The 25,883-nt window shown below is 65.9% G+C and carries 24 protein-coding genes; 15 read left to right on the top strand and 9 right to left on the bottom strand.

From position 1 onward, the window contains the following. Nucleotides 1-264: 264 nt before the first annotated feature. The 4 genes from AC3A6I_RS08060 to AC3A6I_RS08045 all read left to right on the top strand — a co-directional run bounded on the left by AC3A6I_RS08060 (nucleotide 265) and on the right by AC3A6I_RS08045 (nucleotide 4,301). The gene (locus tag AC3A6I_RS08060; protein ID WP_487545003.1) at nucleotides 265-483 is read left to right on the top strand and encodes a toxin-antitoxin system TumE family protein; all 219 of its coding nucleotides are present in this window, start codon (nucleotides 265-267) and stop codon (nucleotides 481-483) included. After that, on the top strand, nucleotides 480-854 hold the full coding sequence (locus AC3A6I_RS08055; protein WP_487543166.1) for an HVO_A0114 family putative DNA-binding protein: 375 nt from the start codon (nucleotides 480-482) through the stop codon (nucleotides 852-854). Before AC3A6I_RS08060 ends, AC3A6I_RS08055 begins: the two co-directional genes overlap by 4 nt. A gap of 205 nt (nucleotides 855-1,059) precedes the next feature. Continuing rightward, entirely contained in the window at nucleotides 1,060-3,948 is a 2,889-nt protein-coding gene (gene uvrA / locus AC3A6I_RS08050) for an excinuclease ABC subunit UvrA (protein ID WP_487543165.1), read from the top strand. Beyond that, on the top strand, nucleotides 3,948-4,301 hold the full coding sequence (locus AC3A6I_RS08045) for a bleomycin resistance protein (RefSeq protein ID WP_487543164.1): 354 nt from the start codon (nucleotides 3,948-3,950) through the stop codon (nucleotides 4,299-4,301). The genes uvrA and AC3A6I_RS08045 overlap by 1 nt, the downstream gene beginning before the upstream one ends. On the opposite strand, the gene AC3A6I_RS08040 is transcribed toward AC3A6I_RS08045, so the two are convergent. Both AC3A6I_RS08040 and AC3A6I_RS08035 read right to left on the bottom strand, forming a co-directional pair. Then, nucleotides 4,298-4,798: an SRPBCC domain-containing protein gene (locus tag AC3A6I_RS08040; protein WP_487543163.1), complete on the bottom strand. Its 501-nt coding sequence runs from the start codon at nucleotides 4,796-4,798 to the stop codon at nucleotides 4,298-4,300. The two genes, AC3A6I_RS08045 and AC3A6I_RS08040, sit on opposite strands and share 4 nt — an antisense overlap. Then, nucleotides 4,779-5,141: an ArsR/SmtB family transcription factor gene (locus AC3A6I_RS08035; protein WP_487545002.1), complete on the bottom strand. Its 363-nt coding sequence runs from the start codon at nucleotides 5,139-5,141 to the stop codon at nucleotides 4,779-4,781. The genes AC3A6I_RS08040 and AC3A6I_RS08035 overlap by 20 nt, the downstream gene beginning before the upstream one ends. Before the next feature lie 84 nt (nucleotides 5,142-5,225). Here AC3A6I_RS08035 and AC3A6I_RS08030 point away from each other — a divergent pair, with 84 nt between their 5' ends. Both AC3A6I_RS08030 and AC3A6I_RS08025 read left to right on the top strand, forming a co-directional pair. Next, nucleotides 5,226-7,283: a M3 family metallopeptidase gene (locus tag AC3A6I_RS08030; protein ID WP_487543162.1), complete on the top strand. Its 2,058-nt coding sequence runs from the start codon at nucleotides 5,226-5,228 to the stop codon at nucleotides 7,281-7,283. A 100-nt stretch (nucleotides 7,284-7,383) separates the two neighbouring features. Continuing rightward, nucleotides 7,384-8,244, top strand: coding sequence for an alpha/beta fold hydrolase (locus AC3A6I_RS08025; protein ID WP_487543161.1), 861 nt, complete (start codon nucleotides 7,384-7,386; stop codon nucleotides 8,242-8,244). Nucleotides 8,245-8,259: 15 nt separating this feature from the next. Here the strand turns inward: AC3A6I_RS08025 and AC3A6I_RS08020 are convergent, their stop codons facing one another. From AC3A6I_RS08020 to AC3A6I_RS08000, 5 genes are all read right to left on the bottom strand, one after another. Further along, entirely contained in the window at nucleotides 8,260-9,267 is a 1,008-nt protein-coding gene (locus AC3A6I_RS08020; RefSeq protein WP_487543160.1) for an ABC transporter permease, read from the bottom strand. A gap of 27 nt (nucleotides 9,268-9,294) precedes the next feature. Further along, on the bottom strand, nucleotides 9,295-10,818 hold the full coding sequence (locus tag AC3A6I_RS08015; protein WP_487543159.1) for a sugar ABC transporter ATP-binding protein: 1,524 nt from the start codon (nucleotides 10,816-10,818) through the stop codon (nucleotides 9,295-9,297). 110 nt (nucleotides 10,819-10,928) lie between these two features. Further along, nucleotides 10,929-11,888: a sugar-binding protein gene (locus AC3A6I_RS08010; protein WP_487543158.1), complete on the bottom strand. Its 960-nt coding sequence runs from the start codon at nucleotides 11,886-11,888 to the stop codon at nucleotides 10,929-10,931. 97 nt (nucleotides 11,889-11,985) lie between these two features. After that, a complete protein-coding gene (locus AC3A6I_RS08005) occupies nucleotides 11,986-13,005 on the bottom strand; it encodes an ABC transporter permease (protein ID WP_487543157.1) in 1,020 nt (339 codons plus the stop codon). Between the two features lie 11 nt (nucleotides 13,006-13,016). Next, entirely contained in the window at nucleotides 13,017-13,814 is a 798-nt protein-coding gene (locus AC3A6I_RS08000) for an ATP-binding cassette domain-containing protein (protein ID WP_487543156.1), read from the bottom strand. Between the two features lie 463 nt (nucleotides 13,815-14,277). Between AC3A6I_RS08000 and AC3A6I_RS07995 the strand changes: the two genes are divergently transcribed. Beyond that, entirely contained in the window at nucleotides 14,278-15,267 is a 990-nt protein-coding gene (locus tag AC3A6I_RS07995) for a substrate-binding domain-containing protein (protein ID WP_487543155.1), read from the top strand. A 297-nt stretch (nucleotides 15,268-15,564) separates the two neighbouring features. Here AC3A6I_RS07995 and AC3A6I_RS07990 read toward each other — a convergent pair whose 3' ends face one another. Then, complete coding sequence (locus tag AC3A6I_RS07990) at nucleotides 15,565-16,296, bottom strand: glycerophosphodiester phosphodiesterase (protein ID WP_487543154.1); 732 nt, start codon at nucleotides 16,294-16,296, stop codon at nucleotides 15,565-15,567. A gap of 221 nt (nucleotides 16,297-16,517) precedes the next feature. Here AC3A6I_RS07990 and AC3A6I_RS07985 point away from each other — a divergent pair, with 221 nt between their 5' ends. The 6 genes from AC3A6I_RS07985 (at nucleotide 16,518) to AC3A6I_RS07960 (ending at nucleotide 22,762) form a co-directional block, all read left to right on the top strand. After that, the gene (locus AC3A6I_RS07985) at nucleotides 16,518-17,492 is read left to right on the top strand and encodes an ABC transporter ATP-binding protein (protein ID WP_487543153.1); all 975 of its coding nucleotides are present in this window, start codon (nucleotides 16,518-16,520) and stop codon (nucleotides 17,490-17,492) included. Continuing rightward, nucleotides 17,489-18,301, top strand: coding sequence for an ABC transporter permease (locus tag AC3A6I_RS07980; RefSeq protein WP_487543152.1), 813 nt, complete (start codon nucleotides 17,489-17,491; stop codon nucleotides 18,299-18,301). Before AC3A6I_RS07985 ends, AC3A6I_RS07980 begins: the two co-directional genes overlap by 4 nt. Then, nucleotides 18,298-19,110: a substrate-binding periplasmic protein gene (locus tag AC3A6I_RS07975; protein WP_487543151.1), complete on the top strand. Its 813-nt coding sequence runs from the start codon at nucleotides 18,298-18,300 to the stop codon at nucleotides 19,108-19,110. Before AC3A6I_RS07980 ends, AC3A6I_RS07975 begins: the two co-directional genes overlap by 4 nt. A 241-nt stretch (nucleotides 19,111-19,351) precedes the next feature. Continuing rightward, nucleotides 19,352-19,984: a c-type cytochrome gene (locus AC3A6I_RS07970; RefSeq protein WP_487543150.1), complete on the top strand. Its 633-nt coding sequence runs from the start codon at nucleotides 19,352-19,354 to the stop codon at nucleotides 19,982-19,984. A 45-nt stretch (nucleotides 19,985-20,029) separates the two neighbouring features. Then, complete coding sequence (locus tag AC3A6I_RS07965) at nucleotides 20,030-21,787, top strand: outer membrane protein assembly factor BamB family protein (protein ID WP_487543149.1); 1,758 nt, start codon at nucleotides 20,030-20,032, stop codon at nucleotides 21,785-21,787. 153 nt (nucleotides 21,788-21,940) lie between these two features. Beyond that, complete coding sequence (locus tag AC3A6I_RS07960; protein ID WP_487543148.1) at nucleotides 21,941-22,762, top strand: substrate-binding periplasmic protein; 822 nt, start codon at nucleotides 21,941-21,943, stop codon at nucleotides 22,760-22,762. Here AC3A6I_RS07960 and AC3A6I_RS07955 read toward each other — a convergent pair. Then, the gene (locus AC3A6I_RS07955; protein WP_487543147.1) at nucleotides 22,759-23,346 is read right to left on the bottom strand and encodes a zinc metalloprotease; all 588 of its coding nucleotides are present in this window, start codon (nucleotides 23,344-23,346) and stop codon (nucleotides 22,759-22,761) included. The genes AC3A6I_RS07960 and AC3A6I_RS07955 overlap by 4 nt on opposite strands. 411 nt (nucleotides 23,347-23,757) lie before the next feature. Between AC3A6I_RS07955 and AC3A6I_RS07950 the strand changes: the two genes are divergently transcribed. Next, nucleotides 23,758-24,813 carry a dipeptidase gene (locus tag AC3A6I_RS07950; RefSeq protein ID WP_487543146.1) on the top strand — a complete coding sequence of 352 codons (1,056 nt, stop codon included), beginning with the start codon at nucleotides 23,758-23,760 and terminating at the stop codon, nucleotides 24,811-24,813. Nucleotides 24,814-25,648: 835 nt separating this feature from the next. Then, nucleotides 25,649-25,798 (top strand): DUF1127 domain-containing protein, encoded by a 150-nt coding sequence (locus AC3A6I_RS07945; RefSeq protein ID WP_487543145.1) that lies wholly within the window; start codon nucleotides 25,649-25,651, stop codon nucleotides 25,796-25,798. Nucleotides 25,799-25,883 lie beyond the last annotated feature (85 nt).

Genomic DNA, 25,883 nt, shown 5'->3' with positions numbered 1-25,883 from the left:
TCGCCCGGAGACCGGGCCGAAACTTGAGGGCGCATCCTAACGCCACCGTCGGATCAACGCGCGTCACATCGCGTCGATCCCACAGCTTCATGCTTTTGTTCTTTTTATGTTCTCATTGTTGTGGCTATTGTCAAGCGGCAACGCAGGCAACGGCGTTGTTATCATTGACAACAGCGGGGGTATGTTGTTATGGCTGACAACACCAAGGCGGAACTGGTCTATGAGGACCGGCGCGAACTGGGAGAAGGTATCTTCGTTGAAGCGGTGCTGTGGAGACTGCCTCGACCGGTACCTGGCAGCGAACATTCGTTCAAATACCGCCTGGCGTTGGTCATCGATGACGAATGCGTCCTGCGCTATGACAATGAGCGTGGCAAGGGCGACCATCGCCATTATGGCGAGCGCGAAGAACCCTACAGGTTTACTACGCCCGAGGCCTTGTTTGCAGACTTCGGTGTCGATGCAAGGAGACTGCTGAAATGACCACGCTGCATGTTCGCGTAGAGACAATGGAAGATTTCGGTTCGGCCTTCGTTGGGGCCATGAACGACGTGATGACCGGACGTCCGCGCACTCCGTTTCACGGTGTCAGCTTCAACTCCTATGAGGATATGTACGCCGTCCTCTCCCCTTCCCGCCTGGCCATCATCCGCGCGTTGGCCAACCAGGGCCCGTTGTCCATCCGTGAGGTGGCCCGCCGGGTCGAGCGCGACGTGCAGGCCGTGCATCGCGACGTGACACGGTTGATCAGCGCCGGTGTGATCGTCCGTACCGAAGACGGCGTTCGTTTCGACCACGACGAGATCGAGTTCTCGTTCAAGGTCAGCGCGGCAAAGGTCGACGTCGCGGCTTGACCGAATCCTCTATGTTCCGCTTATGTTCTCGATCAGTTGATCGCGGAGCGGACGCACGGATGGTGACATCGGCCTTGGCCTTTGGTTAGCTTGCAAATCCGGCCGACGATCCCGAAATGAGCGGCCGACCCCTCTTTTTGAAAACCCTGACACGATTTGGCACAGTGCGGCACTATGGTCGCACGCCTCGTAGGTGGAACTGTTGATGGCCGAGAAGCGCAACCCGAACCGTGACATCGTCATCCGCGGTGCCAAGGAGCATAACCTCAAGAATATCGACCTGAGGTTGCCCCGCGACAGCCTGATCGTGATGACGGGGCTATCCGGCTCGGGCAAATCCTCGCTCGCCTTCGACACCATCTATGCCGAGGGCCAGCGCCGCTACGTGGAGTCGCTGTCGGCCTACGCGCGCCAGTTCCTCGAGATGATGCAGAAGCCCGATGTCGAGCAGATCGACGGGCTGTCTCCGGCGATCTCGATCGAGCAGAAGACCACCTCGCGCAACCCGCGCTCGACCGTCGGCACGGTCACCGAGATCTACGACTACCTGCGCCTGCTGTTCGCGCGCGTCGGCATCCCGTACTCCCCGGTCACGGGCCTGCCCATCGAGAGCCAGACGGTCAGCCAGATGGTCGACAAGGTCATGGCGCTCCCGGAGGAGACGCGGCTTTATCTGCTCGCGCCGATCGCGCGCGGCCGCAAGGGCGAGTATAAGCGCGAGCTCAACGACCTCATGCGCAAGGGCTTTCAGCGCGTGAAGATCGACGGCGAGTTCCACGACATCGAGGACGCGCCCAGCCTCGACAAGAAGATCAAGCACGACATCGAAGTGGTTGTAGACAGGGTCGTTGTCGGCCCCGACATCGCCTCGCGCCTCGCCGAAAGCTTCGAGACGGCGCTGAAGCTCGCCGACGGTATCGCCTTTGCCGAGTTCGCCGACGAGGTGGACGACAAGGGCGAGCCGAAGCGGCTGATCTTTTCGGAAAAGTTCGCCGATCCGATCTCGGGCTTCACCATCCCCGAGATCGAGCCGCGGCTGTTCTCGTTCAACAACCCGTTCGGCGCCTGCCCGGTCTGCGATGGCCTGGGCACCGAACAGAAGATCGATCCCAACCTGATCGTCCCCGATGGCAGCCTTTCGCTGCGCGACGGGGCAATCCTGCCATGGTCGAAGACCAGTGCGCCCTATTACCAGCAGACCCTGCAGGCGGTGGTGAAGCATTTTGGCGCTTCGACCGGCACCGCCTGGGACGAGCTGCCCTTCGATGTGCAGCACGCCGTGCTGTTCGGCACCGGCTCGACCGCGATCACCTTCGTCTACGATGACGGGCTCCGCACCTACAAAAGCACAAAACCGTTCGAAGGCGTGATCGGCAATCTCGAGCGCCGCTACAAGGAGACCGAGAGCGCCGGCATGCGCGAGGAGATCGAGCGCTACATGTCGCAGGCGCCCTGCGTCGCCTGCGCCGGCTATCGCCTCAAGCCCGAGGCCCTCGCGGTCAAGATCGATGGCCTGCATGTCGGGCAGGTGTCGGAGAAATCGATCCGCGCCGCCGCCGAGTGGTTCAACGCCCTCCCCGCCAAGCTCAGCGAGCAGCAGAACCAGATCGGCGAGCGCATCTTCAAGGAGATCCGCGAGCGCCTCGGCTTCCTCAACGACGTCGGCTTAGATTACCTGACGCTGGCCCGCAATTCCGGCTCGCTGTCGGGCGGCGAGAGCCAGCGCATCCGGCTCGCCAGCCAGATCGGCTCCGGCCTCACCGGCGTCCTCTATGTGCTCGACGAACCCTCGATCGGCCTGCATCAGCGCGACAACGAGCGCCTGCTCGAAACGCTGCGCCGCCTGCGCGACATCGGTAACACGGTGATCGTCGTCGAGCATGACGAGGACGCCATCCTCACCGCCGACTACGTGGTCGATATCGGCCCCGGCGCGGGCGTCCATGGCGGGCACATCGTTGCCGAGGGCTCGCCGCAGGAGGTGATGGCCAATCCCAAGTCGATCACCGGCAAATATCTCACCGGCGAGATGGCGATCCCGCTGCCGCTCGAGCGGCGGAAGCAGAGGAAATCCAAGCAGCTGCATGTGGGCGGCGCCACTGGCAACAACCTCAAGGACGTGTCGGTCGACGTGCCGCTCGGCAATTTCGTCGCCATCACCGGCGTGTCTGGCGGCGGCAAGTCGACGCTGATGATCGACACCATGTACCAGGGCATTGCTCGCCGGCTGAACGGCGCGCGCGTCATCCCCGCCCCGCACAAGGAGCTCACCGGGCTCGAGCATCTCGACAAGGTCATCGACATCGACCAGTCGCCGATCGGCCGCACGCCGCGCTCCAACCCGGCGACCTATACCGGCGCCTTCGGGCCGATGCGCGAATGGTTCGCCGGCCTGCCGGAAGCCAAGGCGCGCGGCTATGGCCCGGGCCGCTTCTCGTTCAACGTGAAGGGCGGCCGCTGCGAGAAATGCGAGGGCGACGGCGTCATCAAGATCGAGATGCACTTCCTGCCCGACGTCTATGTCACCTGCGAAGTGTGCAAGGGCCACCGCTATAACCGCGAGACGCTCGAAGTGCAGTTCAAGGGCAAGTCGATCGCCGACGTGCTCGACATGACCATCGACGAAGCGGTCGACTTCTTCGCCGCCGTGCCTTCGATCCGCGACAAGTTTCTGACTTTGCAGCGGGTGGGGCTGGGCTACGTCAAGGTCGGCCAGCCGGCAACGACGCTGTCAGGCGGCGAAGCGCAGCGCGTGAAGCTGTCGAAGGAGCTGAGTAAGCGCGCCACTGGCCGCACGCTCTACATGCTCGACGAGCCGACCACGGGCCTACACTTCCACGATATCGCCAAGCTCCTCGAAGTGCTACATGAACTGGTCGACAGCGGCAACACGGTGGTGGTGATCGAGCACAATCTCGAAGTCATCAAAACCGCGGATTGGATCATCGACATGGGCCCCGAAGGCGGCGATGGCGGCGGCGAAGTGGTCGGCGTCGGCACGCCGGAACAGATCGCCGAGAACAAGCGCTCCCACACCGGCCGCTTCCTCAAGGAAGTGATGGGACGACGCCCGCAACGCACGGCGGCGGAGTAATGGCGGCGCGCACCGAGGTCGTTGCCATCGTTCCGTGCAACGACCTCGCCGCCGCGCTCGCCTTCTACCGGCTGCTCGGCTTCGAGCGCGATCCCGGCGAGACCTATCCCGACTATGCCATCCTGTCGGACGGCAAGGGCGGCGCGCTGCATCTCACCCGCGCGCCCGACGACTGGCTGATCCCCGGCAAGAGCCCGTTCGGGATCTACGTCTATTCGGACGACGTGGAAGCGCTGGCGACCCGGCTCGGCGACCGCCTGCTCCATCCGCCCAAGGCCCAGCCCTGGGGCATGTTCGAGTTCGCCGTGTCGGATCCGGACGAAAACCTGGTGCGTGTGGGCCGACGGCTTTAGCCCCCCACCTCTGCCAGCAGCACGTCCAGCTCCTCGAACTGCTCGGGATATGCGCCTGTGCTGCCCGAGGCGATGGCTTCGTCGAGTGCTTCGATCGAGGGATAGACGTCGCGCAGCACCAGGAACGTCCGGCCGCCCTTTTCCTCCAGGGTCATGGTTGTCACCGAGCCCGCCTCGCCTTCCTCATTGGTCCAGACGAGGCGCTTGGGCGGCTCGACTTCGAGGTAGCGGCCGAAAAAGGCCACCGGCTGGTCTGAGCCCGGCACGCCGAACTCGAGGCGGTAGGTGCCGCCGGGGCGGACATCGGTTTCGACCGACAAGAGGTTGATGCCGAAGGATTTCGGCGCCCACCAGCGCATCATCAGTTCCGGCTTGGTCCAGGCCTCGAACACCAGCCGCGCCGGGCCGTTGAACATCCGCCGCACCACGAGTTCCCGCCCGTCGCGGTCCGTCGTCGTTTCGTTCCGCGCGGCGGTCTTACTCAATCTCTCGTCCATCGGCCTGTTCCTTCTGCTTCAGCTCTTCAATGACCTGATCCAATTCGTCGAAACGCTCGGCCCACATCCGCCGGTAGCTCTCGATCCACTGTGCTTCCTCCTCCAGCCGGCTGCGCCCGAGCCGGCAGGTCCGCACCCGGCCGACCTTCTCGGTGGTCACCAGCCCGGCCTGCTCCAGCACGCTCACGTGCTTCTTCATGCCGGTGAGGGTCATGTGGAACCGGTCGGCGAGCTCGGTGATCGAGGCATCCGAGCGCCCCAGTTGCTCCAGCACCCCGCGGCGCGTGGCGTCGGAGAGCGCGGAAAACGAGGCGTCGAAGCGGGATGAGTTAAACTGAACCATGTAGTTCAGTACACCCATGATTGCGCGACACGCAAGGGGCTAGCGCTTCCCGCCCCCTTGCCCAAATCACCCGGCGACGCCACCTTGCAGCCACCCAAGGAGCTCGCCGTGACCAACCCGTTCTTTTCCGCCTGGACCACGCCCTACGAAACACCGCCGTTCGACCTGATCGAAACCAAGGATTTCAAGCCGGCCTTCGACGAGGCGCTGAAGCTGCATCGCGCCGAGATCGCGGCGATCGGCGGCAGCGCGGGCGAGCCGAGCTTCGAGAACACCATCGCGGCGCTGGAGCGCTCCGGCAAGCCGCTGCGCCGCGTCGACATGGTGTTCGGCCAGCTCTCCTCGGCCGCCACCAATGACGAGCTGCAGGCGGTCGAGCGCGAGGTCGCCGTGCTGGTGGCGCGGCACTGGAACGACATCTTCCTCGACGCAAAGCTCTTTGCCCGCATCGATGCGCTCTACCAGCGGCGCGACACGCTCGGCCTCGATCCCGAGGCGTTGCGCGTGCTCGAGCGCTATCACCTCGATTTCGTCCGCTCGGGCGCGAGGCTCACCGCCGACGAGCGGCTGCGCTTTGGCGCCATCGTCGAGCGGCTCGCGACGCTGGGCACGCAGTTCGGCCAGAACGTCCTCGCCGACGAGCAGGAGACAGTGTTTGCACTCACCGAAGCCGAGATCGCCGGCCTGCCCGAGTTTGCCCGCGCCGCTGCGGCCGAGACCGCCCGCGACCGCAAGCTGAACGCGCCCTATGCTGTCACCCCGTCGCGCTCCAGCGTCGAGCCGATCCTGCATTTCGCCACCGATCGTGGCGTGCGCGAAAAGGTGTGGCGCGCCTTCGTCACGCGCGGCGCCAACGGCAACAAGAACGATAATTCCAAGCTCATCGAGGAGATCGTCGCCCTGCGCGCCGAGCAGGCCAGGCTCCTCGGCTATCCGAGCTATGCCGACTACAAGCTCGCCGACTCGATGGCCGGCACCCCGGCCGCCGCCCGCGGCCTGCTCGAGGAAGTGTGGGCCGGCGGCCGCGCCAAGGCCGAAGCCGATCGCGACGCGCTGCAGGAGCTCGCCAGGGCCGAAGGCCAGGCCACCCCGCTCGAAGCCTGGGACTGGCGCTACTTCGCCGAAAAGCTCCGCCTCGCCCGCTACGATTTCGACGAGAACGAGCTAAAACCCTATCTGCAGCTCGACAAGGTCGTCGACGCCGCCTTCTTCGTCGCCGAAAAGCTGTTCGGCCTCACCTTCGCCCCGCGCGCCGACATTGTCGGCTATCACCCCGACGTCCGCGTCTGGGAAGTCACGCGCAACGGCAAGGTGATCGGCCTCTTCTACGGCGACTACTTCGCCCGCCCCGGCAAGCGCTCCGGCGCCTGGATGACCTCGTTCCGCGAGCAGTCAAAGCTCGACGGCGTGCAGATCCCGTTCATCGTCAACACCTGCAATTTCGTGAAGCCGCCGGAGGGTCAGCCCGCCCTGCTCTCGCTCGACGAGGCCCGCACGGTGTTCCACGAAATGGGCCATGGCCTGCATGGCCTCCTCTCCGATGTCACTTATCCGCGCATTTCCGGCACCAGCGTGGTGCGCGATTTCGTCGAGCTGCCGAGCCAGATCTACGAGCACTGGCTGGAGGCGGATCCGGTTCTGGCGCGCTTCACCCATTACCAGACCGGCGCCCCCATCCCGGCCGCCCTGCTCGAGCGCATGCGCGCCGCCCGCACCGCCAATAGCGGCTTTGAAACCGTGGAGTTCGTCTCCTCGGCCATCCTCGACATGGACTATCACAGCCAGCCGATGGCCGGCTCGGTCGCCGATTTCGAGAAGACCGTCCTCGCCAGCATTTCCATGCCGCGTGAAATCGCCCTGCGCCACGCCAGCACGCATTTCCTCCACCTGTTCTCAGGCGATGGCTACGCTGCAGGCTACTACAGCTACCTGTGGAGCGAAGTCCTCGATTCCGACGGTTTCCGCGCCTTCAAGGACGCGGGCGACCCGTTCGACCCCGCCACGGCCAAGCGCCTCCACGATTTCATCTACTCGGCCGGCGGCAAACGCGACTTCGCCGAAGCCTACCGCCTGTTCCGCGGCCGCGACCCGGAGGTCCGCCCGCTGCTGGAGGAACGGGGACTGGTGGAAGCGGAGGGCTGAACTGCGCTTTTTCGTGGCGGCCTGTCGATGTGCGCGCCGCTGTTTCGATTACTTCATGAAGGCAGGGCAAGCCGCTCTGCCAAGCAGAGGAGTAATCACGATGCTACGCTTCACACTGGCCGCAGCCGCGCTCCTGGCCACCGCTCCCGTCTTCGCACAGGCGTCGGATGGCGACCGTATCGAGGTCGCCGGCATGCAGATGTACTACGAGGTTTCCGGCAGCGGCGATCCCCTGATCGTGCTGCATGGCGGCTTCATGAACATACCGATGATGGGCGATATCGTCGGGCGGCTGGCCGAAACCCACCAGGTCTATGCCCTCGAGTTGCAGGGCCACGGTCGCACTACCGATATCGACCGGCCGATCACCTATGCCAATCTGGCGAACGACGTGGCTGCCTTTATGGAGGCAGTCGGCGTCGAGCAGGCTGATATCTTCGGCTTCTCGATGGGCGCCATGACCGGCTTGCGCCTGGCCATCGATCATCCCGACAAGGTCGACCAGTTGATCTTTGCCTCCGGCGCCTACGACTTCCAGGGCTGGCGGCCGGCTTTCCGCGAGGCGATCCCGCAATGGACGGTCGAGCAGTTCACATCCTCACCGCTGGCGGAGGAGTACAAGAAGCTGGCCGCTGATCCCGGCGGCTTTCCGGCACTCGCCGAAAAGGTCATCGCCCTCGAACAGGCGCCGCTGGCCTGGGGCGAGGACGTAGCGGCGCTCGATACACCGGTACTGATCCTTGCCGGCGATGCCGACGGCATGATGCTCCAGCACAGCGTCGAAATGTTCCACCTGCTCGGTGGCGGCGTGATGGGCGATGCGGGTCAGCCGCTGTCGGCTTCGCGTATCGCCATCCTTCCGGCAACGTCACATACCGCGCTGATCGGGCAGGCCGACCTGCTGATGGAATTTATCGGGCCATTCCTTGCGGGCCAAAAGCCGAAGGGCTGGTTCGACTGACGTCGCGGCAGGTGGCTAACCGCCCCCTGCCCCCGCCGACACCTGCGCCTCCGGCGCCGCCCGCGCCGCCTCCGCCACACGCCGTTTGGCCCGGAACGCATTCCATTGCTGGTCGACGATGACGCCGACGAGGATCACGCCGCCCATCACCGCGAAGTTCAGCGAGGACGGGATGCCGAGCAGGTTCACGAGGTTCTGCAGCTCCTGCAGGAGGATCGTGCCGAGGATCACGCCGATGATCGAGCCCTCGCCGCCGCGCAGCGAGAAGCCGCCGAGCACGGCCGCTGCGATGGCGTAGAGCTCGTAGAAATTGCCCTGCGAGCTCGGCTGCACCGAGCGCGTGTACATGGCAAAGAAGATCGCGGCGAGCGCCGTCAGCCCGGCGCAGATCACATAGGCCGAGGTGATCACCACGCCGGTGCGGATGCCGGAGAAGCGCGCCGCCTCCTCGTTCTTGCCGATGGCGAACAGGTAGCGCCCGAACACCGAGCGATGCAGCACCACCCAGGCGATGACGCCGACGATCACCAGCAAATAGAGCGATACCGGCACGCCGAAGATGCGGGCGACGAAGAAGTCGAGGCCCGGATATTCCGAACCGAACGGGAAGCCGGCGGTGGCATCCGCGGTGTAGCCGCGCGCCACGCCGCGATAGATCAACAGGCCGCACAGGGTCACAACGAACGGTTGCAGCTTCAGCCGGGTGATCAGCAGCCCGTGGATCAGCCCGAGCGCGAGGCCCAGCACCATGACGATGGCAAAAGCGATCGGCCACGGCACGCCCTTGTTGCCGACGAGGTCGACGAACAGCACGCCGAGCAGCGCGATCATCGAGCCGGCGCTGAGGTCGATGCCACCGGTAATGATCACAAAGCCCTGGGCGATCGAGAACAGCCCGAACAGGCCGATCAGGTTGGCCGTGTTGGCGAGGTTGTTGGGGCTGAGAAAGGCCGGATTGCGCAGGTAGACGAACAGGCCAACGACGACGATGAGGACCAGAAGGCCCAAGTCCTTCTTATTCATGGCTCTCTTTCTTGTTCACAATTCCCCCTACCCGGCTTTCCTGAGCGGCTGGCCGATGGCCAGCGTCAGCACGTTTTCTTCACTGAACTCGGGGCGCGCCAGCAGGCCCGAAATCCGGCCCTCGTGCATCACGGCGATGCGGTCGGAGACGCCGATCACCTCCTCCATATCCGAGGAAATCATCAGCACGGCGACGCCGGCATCGGCGAGGCCGCGCATCAGCCGATAAATCTCGGACTTGGCGCCGACATCGATGCCGCGCGTCGGCTCGTCGAAGATCAGCACTTTCGGCTTCATCGCCAACCACTTGGCCAGCACCACCTTTTGCTGGTTGCCGCCCGACAGGCTGCCGGCGCGCGTCGCCACGGTGGGCGCGCGGATGGCCAGCTCGCGCTTGGATAGCTCGGCCCGCTCGCGCTCCCGCGCCGGCGCGACGATGCCACCTGGCGCGTAGGTCGCGAGGTCAGGCAGCGAGATGTTCTCGGCGATCGACATGTCGAGCAGGATGCCAGCGCCCTTGCGGTCCTCGGGCACGAGGAAGATGCCGGCAGCCACCGCGTCGGAGGCTGCCTTGAGTGCGATCGGCTTGCCGTCCAGCGTCACTGTGCCGCCCGGGCTGTGATCGATACCGAAGAGCGCCCGCGCCAGCTCGGTGCGCCCCGAACCGACCAGCCCGGCGAGTCCGAGGATTTCCCCGGCATGGAGATCCACATCAACGGCATGGGTCGGGTAGGCCGTGGTACGCACGCCGCGCGCCGACAGCACCGCGCTGCCCCGCGCGGCCGCCGGCGGCGCGTAAGCCACCTTGAGGTCGCGGCCGATCATCAGCCGGACCATGCGGTCATGGGTGATCTCCGCCTTGTCGAGCGTGCCGACCAGCACGCCGTCGCGGAGCACCACCACGCGGTCGCAGGCCGCTTCGACTTCGGCCAGCCGGTGCGAAATGAAGATCACCGCGATGCCGTGCGCCTTCAGCCCCGCGACCACCTCGAGCAGCTTTTCGGTCTCGGCCAGCGGCAGCGACGAGGTCGGCTCGTCGAGGATGACCAGCCGGGCGTTGACGCTCAGCGCCTTGGCGATCTCGACCAGTTGCTGCTGCGCCAGCGACAGCCTGGACACGGGCGTATCCGCCGTGAAGCTCGCCCCCAGCTGCTTCAGGTAGGGCGCCACGTCGGCGCGCATCTTGCGCTCGTCGACCAGCACGCCGGCAATGCGCGGCTCGCGGCCGATATAGACGTTGGCGGCGACATCGAGATTTTCGAACAGGTTGAGTTCCTGGTGCACGAAGGCGATGCCGGCATCCATGGCGCCGCCGACGGTCAGTCCGTCATAGGCGGTCCCGTCGATCTCCACGGTGCCGCTATCGGGCCGGGTCACGCCGCCCAGGATCTTCATCAGCGTCGATTTGCCGGCGCCATTCTCTCCAACAAGGCCGATCACCTCGCCGGGGGCGATGCTCATGTCGAAGCCGGCCAGCGCCACGACGCCGGGATAGGTCTTGCGCACCCCGATCAGCCGCAGGAACGGGCGATCGGCTTCCTCCTCAGGCATCGAACCTCCCCAGTTCACTGCCGACCGGAACGGTAACACCGGCAGCAGGCCGGATTACAGAGGTTTCGGGCGGCAGGGCTCCCAAGCGCGCCGCCGCCCGCATTTGTGGATCAGCTGCCGCTGATCTTGGCCTTCAGGTCGGCCTCGAAGGCATCGACATTCGCCTTGTCGACCACCTTGGTCGGCACGATGATCAGCTTGTCCTCGGGAATGCCGGACTTGTCGCCCTCGAGGTACTTGGCCATCAGCAGCATGCCCTGGTAGCCCCATTCGAACGGCTGCTGCACGACGGTGGAGACGAACGAGCCTTCACGCACGGCGCCCAGCGTCACCGGATCCTCGTCGAAGGCGACGACGGTGATCGCGCCGAGCTTGCCTGCGGCCTGCAGGGCTTCGTAGATCTTGGGCGAGTTGTACGAATAGAACCCGACCATGCAGTTGATCTCGGGGTTGGCCACCAGCACGTCGTCGACATTGGTGCGGGCCTTGGTGAAGTCCACATCGTCGCCGCGCACGTCGACCAGTTCGATGCCTTTGCCCTCGATGGCGTTACGGAAGCCCTGGATGCGTTCCACGGCGTTATCGGCGCCCAGGAACCCGACAAAGCCCATGCACTTGCCTTCCTTGCCGGCCATGGCCTTGACCATTTCCTCACCGGCCTGCTCACCTGCCAGCGTGTTGGACGAGCCGAGATAGGCGATGCGGTCTGACTGCGGGGCGTCCGAGTCCGTGGTGAACAACGGCACCTGCGCGGCGATGCGGTTGAACGCATCGATCGAGTTCTTCGGGTCGGCCGACGAGATCATGATCGCGTCCGTGCCGGCGGCGACCAGGTCGTCCATCAACGCGTTCTGCAGCGCTGCGGTGCCCTGGGCGGGATAGCGGAACTGCAGCTCATAGTTCGGCAGCTCGGCCTGCGCCTTCTTCACGCCGGCCTCGGCCAGCTTCCAGAAGTCGGACGAAGCGTTCACGACGAAGGCCAGTTGCTGTTTGTCCTGTGCGACGGCGCCGCCGACGAGCGCAAGCCCGGCGACGGCAAGAGCCGCGAAGCTGACTACGATCTTCTTCATACTCTTCCTCCTCATGATCCACCCTCGTGGGCGGTTTCCTCCACACCGCGCGCGCCGGCCTCCTCCCGAAGCCGGCCGGTGCGAACTCAAACTCTCCTCAGTCGCCGATCTCGCGGTTGCGCAGCCGCTCGAAGGCTACCGCGAGGATGATGAAGGCGCCGACGAACGTGCCCTGCCAGAAGGTCGAGATCCCCAGCAGCGTCAGCGAGTTGCGGATGATCTCGATCAGCAATGCGCCGATCACCGCGCCGAGCGCCGTGCCCGAGCCGCCGGCGAGGTTGGCGCCACCGATCACCGCCGCGGCGATCACCGTGAGCTCGAGCCCGGTGCCGAGGCCGGTGGTCACCGAGCCGAGCCAGCCGGTCATCAGGAATCCGGTCACGCCGGCGCAGAAGGCGACGAACATGTAGACCGAGATCTTGATCGCCTTGACCGGCACGCCGGTCAGCACCGCCGCCTTCTCGTTGCCGCCGATGGCGTAGAGGTGCCGGCCCCAGCGGGTCGAGCGCAGCGCAAAGCCGGTGATCAGCGCCAGGACGATCATCACGATCAGCGGATTGGGAATGGGCGGCAGCCCTGGAATGGTCACCGAGCCGCCCCCGATCGAGAACAGGATCGGCTGGTCCGGCCCGAACTCGTAGATCAGCGCATTGTTCGACAGCACCATGCCGATCGAACGTGCTACCGACATCATGCCGAGCGTCACGACGAAGGCCGGCATTCCGGCCACAGCGATCAGCACGCCGTTGATGAGGCCAACCAGCAGCGAGGCGCCGATGGCGGCCGGCAGGGCGAGCCCGATCGGCAGCCCGGCGTGCATGATCAGCGTCGTCACCATGGCCGAGATCAGCACCGTGGCGCCGACCGACAGGTCGATGCCGCCGGAGATGATCACCGCCGTCATGCCCAGCCCGACAATGCCGACAAAGGCGAAGTTGCGGGTCACATTGAACAGGTTGTTCGGCGTCGCAAAGGTCGTGGTCAGCAGCGACATGGCGACGATCGCCGCAATCACCGCGCAGACGATCCAGAACGTCTGCTGGCTGACGATGGCGCTCAGCCAGTTGCCGTGGGTGCGCTGCTCGATGGCGTCCTTGAGGGAAGTATCGGTGGTCATCGCATTCTCCCTCAGGCGGTCTGCAGCGCGCCGGTGATCAGGCCCGTGACTTCCTCGGGCGAGGAGTTGGCCACCAGCTTGTCGGCCACCTTGCGGCCGCGCCGCAGCACCACCAGCCGGTCGCACACCGCGAACACGTCGGGGATACGATGGCTGATCAGCACCACCGCGATGCCCTGCTCCTTGAGCCGGCGGATGAGGTTCAGCACCTCGGCCACCTGGCGGACACTGATCGCTGCCGTCGGCTCATCCATCAGCACGATCTTGGGGTTGGACAGCCGCGTACGGGCGATGGCGACGGCCTGCCGCTGCCCGCCCGACATCTTGCGCACGACGTCACGCGGGCGGGTCTCGGACTTCAGTTCGGCGAACAGCTCGCCCGCCCGCTTGTACATGGCGCGATAATCGAGAATCTCCGGCATCAGCCATTGCAGCCCGCGCCGGCGCCGGCTGGCCGGCAGTTCCGCCTGCTGCGGCGTCCTGGCGATATTGGTGAGTTCGCGGCCGAGGAAGATGTTGGCCGCCGCCGTCAGGTTATCGGCCAGCGCCAGGTCCTGGTAGACGATCTCGATGCCCTTGGAGCGCGCATCCTTGGGGCCGTGCAACTGCACGGGCTTGCCGTCGAGGCTGATCGTGCCCTCCGACGGATGGAAGTTGCCGGCGATGATCTTGACCAGGGTCGATTTGCCCGCCCCGTTGTCCCCGACCAGGCCAACCACCTCGCCGCTGTTGAGCGTCAGCGAAATATCGGTAAGCGCAGTGATCGCGCCATAGTGCTTGGCGATCCCCGCCAGTTCCAGAACCGCCATCCAAGCCCCTCCCAAGGCCGGGAGCCCCCTCGCTCCCGCCAGATGTTGCGGCAATTCTATGGGCCACAGCCGCCGCGCCGTCAATCTAGGCTTCGATCATCGGCGAATGACGATAAATGGCGAGGGCAATCATTCGAACTGATCGGGAAACTCTACTGTTTCCCCACTTGTCATACAACATTGTCGCCATAGTTGCTGCACGTACATCAGGAGATTGACTACTGCGGATCGCGCTCATTAATATCGACCGATGAGGGAGAAATCGCCGGACATGGGCGCCGGCGACGCTTGTTTGCTTTACGCCGCGAGGACCGATGCCGTAACAGACGGCCGGCTTTTCGTGCGCGAACGGATCGACGGAGCTTCGGCTGGCCGACGGGGTGAGGGACCTCCCGGCCGCAACGCCGAAGCCCGGCGAAGCAGCCGGTCGAGGGACCGGCTTGTGCACAACGGGAGGACTTGAATGCGTAAGAACATGCTGATGCTCGCCGGAGCGACCCTCGCGGTCGTCTTTGCGGGTAGCGCCGTGGCCCAGGACAAGAAGATCCTGGCCGTGGTGGTGAAGGGGCTCGACAATCCGTTCTTCACGGTAATGGGCCAGGGTTGCGCCGACTGGAACGCGGCCCACGCCGACAGCGAGTATGAATGCCTCTATACCGGTCCGGCGCTCAGCTCGGACGAAGCCGGTGAAGTGCAGATCGTGCAGGATCTGATCAGCCGCGGCGTGGCCGGCATCGCAATCTCGCCGTCCAACGCCCCGGCCATGGCCAACATGCTGCGCACCGCGGCGCCGACCATGCCGATCATCACCGTCGACGCCGACCTGCTGCCGGCCGACGCCTCGCTGCGCAAGACCTATTTCGGCACCAACAACTACGACATGGGCGTGGGCATGGCCCAGGAAGCCATGAAATTGAAGCCCGAGGGCGGCACTGTCTGCCTGCAGCTCGGCAACGTCGCCGCAGCCAACATCAACGAACGCGCCGCCGGCTTCCGCGACACCATTGCCGGCGCCAAGGGCACCGAGCGGCTCAACGACTCGAACGGCTGGACCGAGATCGAGGGCTGCCCGACCTACACCAATGACGATATCCCGACGGCCAACCAGCAGATGGCCGACGTGTTCACCGCCAACCCTGATCTCGACGCCTTCGTCCTCGTCGGCGGCTGGGCCCAGTTCGGCCCGCAGGCCTATGCCCAGAACACCGACCTCGTGAAGGCCAAGCTCGACAGCAAGGAGCTGATCATCATCGCCGGCGACACGCTGCCCCCGCAGACCCAGGCGTTCCGCGAGGGCCGCAGCCACTTCCAGATCGGCCAGCGTCCCTACCAGATGGGCAACGAGGCGCCCGATATCCTGATCAGCCTGATCAACGGCGAAACGGTCGAAGACCCGAAGTTCACCGGCCTCGACCTGTGCACGCTGGAAGACCCCGGCATCTGCGCCCAGTAACGGCGCACCAGCACGAACAAGGAAGGGCGGCCCAGTGCCGCCCTTCTGCTTTTGTGCCCCGGAACCGCGCTCCAGAGGCAGCGCATCACCCCTCGCCACACCCACGGTGTCACCCCGGCGCAGGCCGGGGCCCATCCTGAGATGCGGCCCTGAGGGCACAACCCCACCTCCCCACCAGCTGTCACTCCTGCGAAAGCAGGGGTCCAACTCTCAGCTCCGCACCGGCCGCCCCATGGATCCCTGCTTTCGCAGGGATGACATCCTGTGGAGGCTGCAACCATCGGGGTCCGCCAACGCTCACCCCAGCGCCAGCCCCGGCTCATTCAGCATCAACCCATCCACCCCGACCGCGCGCAGCGCGGCGACGCCGCCCCGATCAATGTCCCCAACGGCCCGACCCGTCCCATTGCCCCCCACCATCGCCAGCACCGGCGCGCCCAGCGCCTGGATGGCCTCGACCCGCGCCGCTGAAGCATCGCGCTCCCATAGCCGCACCCAGCGCCCGCCGGCCGCAACGAACTGTGCATTATCGGCGGGGTCCTCGAGCAAGCCGAGCTGCACCATCCCGGGAGCGAGCCGGCCGACCAATTGCTGAGCCGCCAGCGACCGCACGCCAATGGCGACGGTGTCGTCCGCGCCGAAGCCCCCGAGCACGTCCATCAGCGCCACGAGGTCAGCCTCGGCGCCCAGCTTCACATCGAGCAGCAAATTGATGCGACCGCGCAGGCCATCGAGCACATCGGCAAGCGGCAGCGTCGCGCCGGGCGCGAGCCGCCGCAGTTCGGCAAAACTCACATCCGCTATGGCCTGCTCCACACCAGCCGTGCGCTGCAGCGTCTCGTCATGGTGGCAGACGAACACCCCGTCGGCCGTGCGCCGCACATCGGTCTCGCTCGCCGACGCCCCCGCGGCAATCGCCGCCTCGAACGCCGCCGTGGAATTCTCGCTGTGCTCGGACGACGCGCCGCGATGCGCCACCACCCAGGTCGTGCCGCCCCGCTCAAAGCTCGCCCAGCTTTCCCTTCGCATCGCGAATCTCCTTCGTGCGGCAGAACGATAGCGCGGCGCGCCGGCCTCACGACCACCCATTTCCACCGCGCCCAAATGCTCGTAAACCTCGCCCCAACGTGAAGTGCAGGCAGAACCGCCTGGCCCGGTTCGGCCTTGCCCACCGCGCCTCGATCGTGAAAAGCCTACGTCGACGGGCGAGTCCCCCTGCCCCCGCGCCAGCCAGTTCGAGTTCCTGCCCCGTGCCAGACACCGTGATCAGCGTCGAAGACCTGCATGCCAGCTACGGCGCCAATACCGTGCTGGACCAGGTGAGCCTGAACATCGAGCGCGGCTCGAGCTTTGCGCTGCTCGGCCCCAATGGCGCCGGCAAGACCACCCTGCTCTCGATTCTCAGCACGCTGCGCCGCCCCGATGGCGGCCGCGCCACCGTGGCCGGCGCCGATGTGGTGCGCGAGTCGAGCAAGGCGCGCCGTTCGCTGGGCGTCGTGTTCCAGGATTCGAGCCTCGACGACCGGCTGAGCGCCGCCGAAAATCTCGAGTTCCACGGCCTCGTCTATGGCCTCGCCCCGCGCGTCCGGCGCGAGCGCAGTGCCGCCGTGCTGGCGCTGGTCGAGCTCGAGGAGTGGCGCGACGAGATCGTGCGCTCGTTCTCGGGCGGCATGCGCCGTCGCCTCGAGATCGCCCGCGCCCTGCTGCACGAGCCGCAGATCCTGTTCCTCGACGAGCCCACCGCCGGCCTCGACGCGCAGACCCGGCAGCGCATCTGGACCTATCTCGACGAGCTGCGCCGCGAGCGCCAGCTCACCATCCTCACCACCACCCACTACATCGAGGAGGTCGAGAGTGCCGACACGGTGTGCATCATCGACCATGGCAGGATCATCGCCCAGGGCACGCCGGAGGCGCTCAAGGCTGAGCATGGCAGCCGCTGGCTGCACGTCGTCCCGCGCGACGAGGCCGCGGCTGCGGCGATCCGCCTGAGGCGGCCCGACGCTCAGCCGCTCGGCACGCACAGCCTCGCGCTTCCCGCCGACAACGGCGCCGCCACCGACGTTTTCCTCGCCGAGTTCCGCGACCGGCTCACCGAGGTGCGCTTCCAGGATCCCACGCTCGAAAGCGTCTTCCTCGCCCTCACCGGCCGCGAGCTGCGCGACCGGGCCGACGGTCAGCGCGACGCCGAAAAAGCCGCCGGACGGCGGGGAGGCCGGCGATGAACAGCTTCGTCGTGGCCATGCGTGGTCTCTACGGCGTCTGGCTGCGCGAAATCACCCGCGCCACCCGCGACCGGGCCCAGCTGATCGGCGGCATCAGCCGCCCGTTGATCTGGCTGCTCATCCTCGGCGTCGGGCTCAACCCCTATTTCCGCGGCGAGGTGTATGGCGAGGTCCGCTACGTCATCCCCTACACCTACCTGCAGTTCCTGTTCCCCGCTGTCATCGTCCTCAACATCATGTACACCTCGATCCAGTTCGCGGTGTCGGTGATCTGGGACCGCGAGTTCGGCTTTCTGCGCGAAGTGCTGGTCTCGCCCATGCCGCGCTGGCTGATCCTGCTTGGCAAGGTGCTGGGCGGCGCGACCGTCGCCACGCTCCACGGTGCGCTGGTCCTCATCCTCGCCCGCTTCGCCGACGTGACCATGAGCATCGAGCAGATGGCCGTGGCGCTGCTGCTGATGTTCATCCTCGCCTTCGGGCTCACCAGCTTCGGCGTCATCCTCGCCGCCCGCGTCCGCAGCTTCGAGGGCTTTGGCGTGTTCTCGAACACGGTGATCCTGCCGCTCTATTTCACCTCGTCCTCGATCTTCCCGCTCGATCCCGCGCTCACCCGGGCGCAGCAGGCGGTGACCTATCCCGAGTGGCTGGTCTTCCTCGTCCAGATCAACCCGATCACCTATGCGGTCGATGCGCTGCGCGGCGTCTTGATCAACTTCAACCAGTTCACGCCCTACTGGGGTCCCACCATCATCGCGGCGATGGCGGTGGTGTTCTTCGTCATCGCCATGATCGACTTCAGCCGGCAATGACGCTCCGCACAAAGCGCTGGCTGCAGGTGGCGATCAACCTCGTGGTCGTCGTCGTGCTGCTGTTCGCGGTGAGCTTTTTGCCGCCCGATACCTCGCTCGCCGACCGCCGCCGCGCCGGGGTACTGAAGCTGTGCGTGCCACCGAGCTATCCGCCGCTGGTCACCGGCGATCCGGCCAAACCCGGCTTCGATGTCGAGCTCGTCTCCGCCATCGCGGCGCAGATGGGGCTGAGGCTGCTGGTCAACACCGTCGCCTCGATCGGCTCGGACTTCAATCCGCGTAACTGGGCGCTTACGCGTGGCCAGTGCGATGTTGTCGCCGGCGGGGTGGCCGACACGGTGCAGACCCGCAGCTTCCTCGAAACCATCCCGACTCCGGCGCAGACCGGCTGGGTCGGGGTTTCGGCAACAGGGCGGTTACCGGAGGCAGGCGGGTCGGTCGCGGTGCTCCCGGGCACCAGCGGGCTCGACCGGCTGCAGCTCTCGAGCTGGTTGCGCGAACAGTCGCTGCGCGTGGTGCCGGCTCGCACGCCGCAGCAATTCGCCGATGCGGTGGCGAGCGGGCGCGCCGATGCCGGCATCACCGAGCGATTTGTTGCAGCGACGCTGAGCCTCGGCACCGGCCTGACCCTGTTCTGGCTGCCCGAGGATCGCTTCGCCCACTACACGATGGCGCTCGGCCTGTGGAAGGGCGACCAGACGCTGAAGCGGGCGATGGAGACCGCGCTCGCCGCACTGGACGCTTCGGGCGAGCTCGCCGCGCTCACTGGTCGATACGGGCTCGATGACGCGATAAACTCGTATCCGTAGTACGGATGTTCGCGGCCGCGCATAGCGGAATACCCTGATCCCGTACTCGTTCACCGCGCCCGGCAGGACCGCCGCGAGCAGATTTCTGTCCTTCAGACTAAAGTTTGATCACGCCAACTGGACGTTTTGAGCGAGAGTGGCATTGAGCCTTCTCGACCAACGTGCCACTGAGAGCTCCTGCGGCCGCCGACAGAGTCCCTGCCCGAGGCGCCCGCCAATCTTCCATACTCGGGAGGAGAACGTGCCCCTGAAACCTCTATCGCTAGCAGCCGTGACGGCGCTGGCCGCGATCGCTGTTGCCCCCGCCCATGCGGGCGGGTTCACAGCCGATCAGGCCACCGCCGGCGAAGCGGCCTACAACACCAATTGCGCCCAGTGCCATGGCCGCCAGCTCGAAGGTCCCGACGCTCCGGGCCTTGCCGGGCAGGACGTCATGCAGAACTGGGCCACGGCAGGTGGTCTGTTCGACTTCATCCACGTGGCCATGCCGCCGACGGCGCCGGGCCAGCTGGGTGACGAAACCTATCTGAACATCATCGCCTACATCATGAAGTTCAACGGCGCCCAGCCGGGCGACCAACCTCTCACCACCGACCCGGACCTTCTGGCCTCGATCTCACTGCCGGCCGAAACGGCTGCCGGTGCCGCCAGCATGGCGGCCGCCCAGGCCGATGCCGGCGGTGCACCTGCCGCCGATGCGGCCGCCACCGCCACCGCGGTGCCGCAGGCCTTCACCTGGGGCAAGCAGCTGCCGGGTGGTCCCGCCCCCGCAGATCAGACCGGAGCCGCCGCGGCGCCTGCCGCATCCGGGGTTCCGCAGGCATTCACCTGGGGCAAGCAGCTCCCGACGGTCGCAGGCGCCGCCGCCAACTGATGTCAGTTTAGGCGCACGGATGTGTGCCGGTATTAGGAGACCTCGATGAGAATCGATCTTTTGAAGTCCATGATGGTCGCAACGACCGCGCTGGCGCTGATCGCGACGCCCGCATTCGCACAGGGCGTGCGGGAGAATTATGCTCCCGTCACCGACGAGATGCTGCTGAACCCGCCGGCCGGTGACTGGCTGTTCTTCCGCGGCAACTACAACAACCAGGGCTACAGCCAGCTCGACAAGATCAACAAGGATACTGTCGGCGGACTGCAGCTCGCCTGGGCCTGGCCGATGGCCGAGGCCGGCATCCAGGAAACCGCCCCGCTCGTCCATGACGGCGTGATGTTCCTGCAGACCAACAACAACATCGTCGAAGCGCTCGACGCCAAGACCGGTGATCTGATCTGGACCTACCGGCACGCGCTCACCGAGCTGCCCGCCACCTGGAGCTACCAGCTCAACCAGGCGCGCCGGCAGAAGAACTCGATCGCGCTCTACGACGACAAGGTCATCCTCACCGCCGCCGACGCCAAGATCGTCGTGCTGAACGCCAAGGACGGCAAGGTGGTGTGGGAGAAGCAGGTTCTCGATACCCAGAAGGGCTACAGCTACACCGTTGGCCCGCTGATCGCCGACGGCAAGATCATCTCGGCCATTTCGGGCTGCTCGATCGCCGGCACGGCGGGCGGCTGCTTCATCATGGCGCACGATATCAACAGTGGCGAAGAGCTGTGGCGCTTCAACACTATCGACGACCCCGACAATCCGGCACAGGGCGCCAGCTGGGGCGACGTTCCGCCCGAGAACCGCTGGGGCGGCACGCCGTGGACCACCGGCGCGTATGACCCGGAAACCAAGACCACGTTCTGGGGCATCGGCATGCCTGGCCCCTATTCCGAGCTCATCCGCGGCTCGGGCGAAGGCAACGTGCTCTACACCAACTCGACGCTCGCGCTCGACGTCGAGACCGGCAAGCTCAAGTGGTACTACCAGCACCTGCCGCGCGATAACTGGGACCTGGACAGCCCGTTCGAGCGTATCCTCGTCGACGAGGAAGTCGACGGCCAGACCCAGAAGCTGCTGGTCACCGCGGCCGGCAAGAACGGCATCGTGTTCGCCCTCGATCGCGATACCGGCAAGTATCTGTGGTCCAAGGAGACGGTGAAGCAGAACGTCGTCAGCTCCATCGCCGAGGACGGTACCGTCAACATCAACACCGACCTCATCTCGCAGGCCGTTGGTGAAGAGCACCTGGTGTGCGCCTCGGTGTCGGGCGGCAAGCTCTGGATGGCCGGCGCCTACAGCCCGCAGACCAAGTCCTACTACGTGCCGCTGACCGAGGCCTGCAACACCACGGCCCCGACGCAGACCGAGTTCACCGCCGGCAACGCGGTGGGCGCCATGAAGTTCGGCCCGCGCGTGCTGCCCGAGGGCATCACCGAGGCCGGCCTGCTCGACGCCATCGACGTCTCCAAGGGTGACCACAAGTGGCAGTATCGCAGCCGTCCGTCGATGACGAGCTCGGTGCTCACCACTGCCGGCGGCCTGGTGTTCGGCGGCGACGCTGCCCGTAACATCAACGCCTGGGATCAGGAGACGGGCGACGTCGTCTGGTCGCAGCGCCTGAACGCCCCGGTGGGTGGCTATCCGATGACCTACGAGATCGACGGCGAGCAGTACCTGGTCGTGCCGACCGGCTACTCGAACGCGGCGAGCTCGATCTCCTCGGCCTTCCCGGAGATCCCGCTCCCGACCGGCTCGGGCAACTCGATCTTCGTGTTCAAGCTGCCCGCAGCGACGAACTGAGCCTGCCATACTATCGGACGGGAAAGGGGCTACGGCCCCTTTCTCTGTTTTAGGAGCGCTTCCGGACGGTTTGCCGGCTCGGAGCGCGACCAAAGGAAGATACAGAGCACCACATTGTTCTCCTGGAACAGTCGGGTGCTCCAGGAGACAACCATGTTGCGTTTCATCGTCCCGGCGCTGCTGCTGTTCACCACCGGCGCGGCCATGGCGCAGAGTTCCGGCATTCCGCCCGAAGAGCTGAACAACACCCGCCGCCAGGCGGGCGATGCCATCAACGTGTGCTTCGACCGCACCAGTCTCGGCCGCCCGTTCGACGAGGCCGTGGCCAAGGCGCTGGGCGACGCGCTGTTCCTCGAGGTCAACGTCATCGAGGGCTTTGGCGGCTTCCCGCTCAATGGCGATGGCTTCATGGACGAGCTCAACCTCGCCATGAACAATACCTGCGACATGTTCATGGGCGTCTCGGTCTCCGAGAACACGCCGGTATCCGAGGCCTTCTCGATCACCCGGCCCTACGCCACCATTCCGTTCGTGCTCGCGGTCAAGAACCCCGACTGGCAGAGCCTCGGCGACATCCCGCTCGACCAGCGGCTGGGCACGGCCATGGCCTCGATGGGCGAGATGAACTACATCACCTGGGCCCAGCAGCGGCCCAAGCCCGAGCGCTGGATCCGCCTGCCCTATGCCGATCCCAACCTCATGGCGACGCGTGTGCTCGATGGCACCATTGCCGGCATGATCCTGTGGCAGCCGGTGCTGGCGCGCCTCAAGCAGGAACGGCCGGAAGCCGCCGAACTCCACGTCATCGCCAACGCGCCGATCCCGGAATCCGAGACCCGCGTCGGCGCCATCGTCTCGTCCCGCAACAGCTTCCTGCGCAGCCAGATCGACCAGGCCATCGACGCACTGGTCGCCGACGGCACCGTCGACGATCTGATGACGCAGTATGGCTATGAGGGCCGGGCGGGCGGCTAGGCCCCGACCAGCGTCACATAGGGCAGCACCGCGGCGCCGAGGCTGGGCACCAGTCCTGCGACCACCGCCGCGGTGACGATGGCGAGCCCGATGGCCTCGTAACGTCCGAGCCGCTTACCCTGATCCTGCCGCACCGCCTGCCAGATGGCGCCGGCAGCGAGTCCGGGGATCGGCAGCAGGTTGAGCAGCACCGAACCGGCCGTCACCAGCTGGAACTGGTTGATCGAATAGAGCACGGCATAGCCGCCGGTCCGCGGTAGCATCAGCGCCAGCGGCCGCAGCAGGTCGGCCAGCGGCACCAGCAGCGCCATCGCCACGAGCCCGGCCAGCACGACCAGCACCACGCCCCAGGCGCCGAACCGGTTCGTCGCCGGGTCGTAGCGCAGCGGCCGCACCCAGCTCATGGCGAACAGCACGCCGACGGCCATGCCCCAGACCGAGACCTGGGCGAAGGGATTGACGGTCAGCCGCCCCTCATATTGCGGCCGGCGGTCGCCGAGCAGGCGCGCGAACGCGGCAAACAGCAGCCCCTGCAGCCAGGCATAGACCAGCACCGCGCCGATGCGCGACACGATCTCGCTCATGCTCAGGTCCCGAAGCAGTGCCATATGCCGTGACTGCCATGCTTTGCCGGCGACGCCAAGGCGGAACGGGGCACGCGGGTCCATCCGGCCGATGAAATCTCCGCTATGCCCCGGCCACGCAGTCGGGACTCCCTCCCCCTTGTGGGGAGGGGGGACCCGCAAAGCGGGTGGGTGGGGGTGGCCCCACCCACCGGCGAGTGTGGCCACCCCCACCCAGCTTCGCTACGGCTTCGCCTAGCTACGCTACCCTCCCCACAAGGGGGAGGGAGACCCGACTGAGAGATGGAGCGGTATGAGACACAAGCGTCCCACCAGCTGTCACCCTGTGTTCGCGTCACCCCGCCCCATCCTTGCCCAAATCCCCCCACCCTGCTCTTCTCCCCCATCACCCGCGACTCCGGAACCACGCCCTTGCCTACGCCCCTCCCTGTCTTTGACGGCCATAACGACGCCCTGCTCCGCCTGATGAAGGACACTTCGCCCGACCCGGTGGCGAAATTCCTCGAAGGCGGCGGCCCCGGCCATATCGATCTGCCTAAGGCGCGCGCGGGCGGGTTCGCCGGCGGCATGTTCGCGGTGTTCTGTCCCTCGCCCAACGAGCGCACCGATTTCACCACCGCGCGCGACATGTCGAACACCCCGCTGCCGCCCGAGCTCCCCATGGACCTCGCCCGCCGCATGACAGTGCATCAGGTCGCCCTGCTCCTCCGGCTCGAAGCCGCCTCGAACGGCCAGTTCGCCGTGTGCCGCTCGGCCGCCGACATCCGTGCCGCGATGGCGCGCAATGCCATCGCCGCGGTCCTCCATATCGAAGGCGCCGAGGCGATCGACGAGGAGCTCTACTTCCTCGACGTGCTCTACGCCGCGGGCCTCCGCTCGATCGGCCCGGTCTGGAGTCGCACCAACATTTTTGGCCACGGTGTACCGTTCCGCTTCCCGCACTCGCCCGATCTCGGCCCTGGCCTCACCGAGGCCGGCAAGCGCTTGGTCAAAGCCTGCAACGACAAGCGCATCCTCATCGACCTGTCGCACATCACCGAGCGCGGCTTCTGGGACGTCGCCGAGCTGTCGACCGCGCCGTTGGTCGCCACCCACTCGAACGTCCACGCGCTGACGCCGAGCCCGCGCAACCTCACGGCCGAACAGCTCAAGGCCATCCGCGACAGCGACGGCATGGTCGGACTCAACTTCGCCACCGGCTTCCTCCGCCCCGACGGCCAGATGCGCGCCGACACCGAGATCGAGCTGATGGTCCGCCATCTCGACGCGCTGATCGAAGCGCTCGGCGAAACCCGCGTCGGCCTCGGCTCCGATTTCGACGGCGCCCTGATTCCCGCCCCCATCGCCGACGCCACCGGCCTCCCCCGCCTGTTCGACGCCCTCAGCGCCCGCGGCTACGACCAGCCGTTGCTCGAAAAGATCGCCCACGGAAATTGGCTATCGCTGCTGGAACGGACGATCGGGTAAGGGGCACCGTCCCTCCCTCCCACAGGGTCACCCCGGCGCAGGGCCCATCCTGAGGTCGAGGGCCAGGGGCAAAACGTTGCCACATCAACAGGCTGTCACCCCCCTGCGAAAGCAGGGGTCCACCTCACAGCCCGCGCCTGCTGCCCGTTGGATCTCTGCTTTCGCAGGGATGACAACTGTGAAAATTGGCACTGTCCGCGCCCACGCGGCACGACTTCCCTCCCCCTTGTGGGGAGGGGGGACCGGCGAAGCCGGTGGGTGGGGGCGTCACACGCACCGAGGCCCCATCCCGCCATCCATCCGCCCACCCGCCCCCCTGCGCCACACTCATGCCCGACGCGCGACGCCCCGGTGTCCGCCCGTCCCTCATCGTGACAGTGGAATGAATTTGCCATGCGCTCGACGCATGTCGGCACTGTATTTTGCTCCCATGCGGAGGGACGCAAATCAGCGCATGATACTTTGGCCGTGACCGCAAAGGGGTGACGCCCATGTTTGTCCGTGCCGTATGGCGCTCCAGGCGCCTCATCGACCCCAGGCAGGGCTCGAAGGAAACCGAAGCTCCCTCGACGCGCGATGGGCTGGGGCTTTCAGCCAGCGACTTCAGGAAAATGACGCAGGGCCTGTTCGAATGCAGGGCGTTCATTCCGCGCTAACCATGCGCGTTGGCGAGTTCGCCGCGTCGCCGCCACCATCCTGCCGCCAAGCTGAATCGGCGATGAACACAATCCGCCGAACCCATGCGCTGCACGCATAACGGTTCTGATGCTTTTCGCTCTGCTCGTCCGATCGGAACTGACCTATCTACAGACTGCAAACGAAAGGAGACTAACAAATGGGCATCCGCACCACGCTGAAGAAGTGGGCCGCTTATCAGCAGACCGTCCGTGAGCTCGCCGCTCTCGACAACCGTCAGCTGAACGACCTGGGTATCACCCGCACTGACATCACGCGTATCGCTCGCGACCATGCGCGCACCATCTAACGGTCCGCGCTCCGTCTACAGCATCGCTTGGGCATCCTAGAACGCTCGCTTCCTGATAGAAGCGGGCGTTCAGCCTTTTCAGGGC

The organism is Devosia sp. Soil_C_22, from assembly GCF_057657195.1.
Note: the sequence above shows the minus strand (reverse complement) of the source record. Positions and strands in the feature narration are given on the sequence as shown.

Excerpts from the sequence above, each read along its gene's own strand:
- AC3A6I_RS07960 (WP_487543148.1), top strand. The coding sequence starts at position 21,941 with ATGTTGCGTTTCATCGTCCCGGCGCTGCTGCTGTTCACCACCGGCGCG.
- AC3A6I_RS07955 (WP_487543147.1), bottom strand. The coding sequence starts at position 23,346 with ATGAGCGAGATCGTGTCGCGCATCGGCGCGGTGCTGGTCTATGCCTGG.
- AC3A6I_RS07975 (WP_487543151.1), top strand. The coding sequence starts at position 18,298 with ATGACGCTCCGCACAAAGCGCTGGCTGCAGGTGGCGATCAACCTCGTG.
- AC3A6I_RS08005 (WP_487543157.1), bottom strand. The coding sequence starts at position 13,005 with ATGACCACCGATACTTCCCTCAAGGACGCCATCGAGCAGCGCACCCAC.
- AC3A6I_RS08015 (WP_487543159.1), bottom strand. The coding sequence starts at position 10,818 with ATGCCTGAGGAGGAAGCCGATCGCCCGTTCCTGCGGCTGATCGGGGTG.
- AC3A6I_RS08040 (WP_487543163.1), bottom strand. The coding sequence starts at position 4,798 with ATGGACGAGAGATTGAGTAAGACCGCCGCGCGGAACGAAACGACGACG.
- AC3A6I_RS07995 (WP_487543155.1), top strand. The coding sequence starts at position 14,278 with ATGCGTAAGAACATGCTGATGCTCGCCGGAGCGACCCTCGCGGTCGTC.
- AC3A6I_RS08045 (WP_487543164.1), top strand. The coding sequence starts at position 3,948 with ATGGCGGCGCGCACCGAGGTCGTTGCCATCGTTCCGTGCAACGACCTC.
- AC3A6I_RS08020 (WP_487543160.1), bottom strand. The coding sequence starts at position 9,267 with ATGAATAAGAAGGACTTGGGCCTTCTGGTCCTCATCGTCGTCGTTGGC.
- AC3A6I_RS08025 (WP_487543161.1), top strand. The coding sequence starts at position 7,384 with ATGCTACGCTTCACACTGGCCGCAGCCGCGCTCCTGGCCACCGCTCCC.
- AC3A6I_RS08000 (WP_487543156.1), bottom strand. The coding sequence starts at position 13,814 with ATGGCGGTTCTGGAACTGGCGGGGATCGCCAAGCACTATGGCGCGATC.
- AC3A6I_RS07945 (WP_487543145.1), top strand. The coding sequence starts at position 25,649 with ATGGGCATCCGCACCACGCTGAAGAAGTGGGCCGCTTATCAGCAGACC.
- AC3A6I_RS08010 (WP_487543158.1), bottom strand. The coding sequence starts at position 11,888 with ATGAAGAAGATCGTAGTCAGCTTCGCGGCTCTTGCCGTCGCCGGGCTT.
- AC3A6I_RS08035 (WP_487545002.1), bottom strand. The coding sequence starts at position 5,141 with ATGGTTCAGTTTAACTCATCCCGCTTCGACGCCTCGTTTTCCGCGCTC.
- AC3A6I_RS07965 (WP_487543149.1), top strand. The coding sequence starts at position 20,030 with ATGAGAATCGATCTTTTGAAGTCCATGATGGTCGCAACGACCGCGCTG.
- AC3A6I_RS07980 (WP_487543152.1), top strand. The coding sequence starts at position 17,489 with ATGAACAGCTTCGTCGTGGCCATGCGTGGTCTCTACGGCGTCTGGCTG.
- uvrA (WP_487543165.1), top strand. The coding sequence starts at position 1,060 with ATGGCCGAGAAGCGCAACCCGAACCGTGACATCGTCATCCGCGGTGCC.
- AC3A6I_RS07990 (WP_487543154.1), bottom strand. The coding sequence starts at position 16,296 with ATGCGAAGGGAAAGCTGGGCGAGCTTTGAGCGGGGCGGCACGACCTGG.
- AC3A6I_RS08055 (WP_487543166.1), top strand. The coding sequence starts at position 480 with ATGACCACGCTGCATGTTCGCGTAGAGACAATGGAAGATTTCGGTTCG.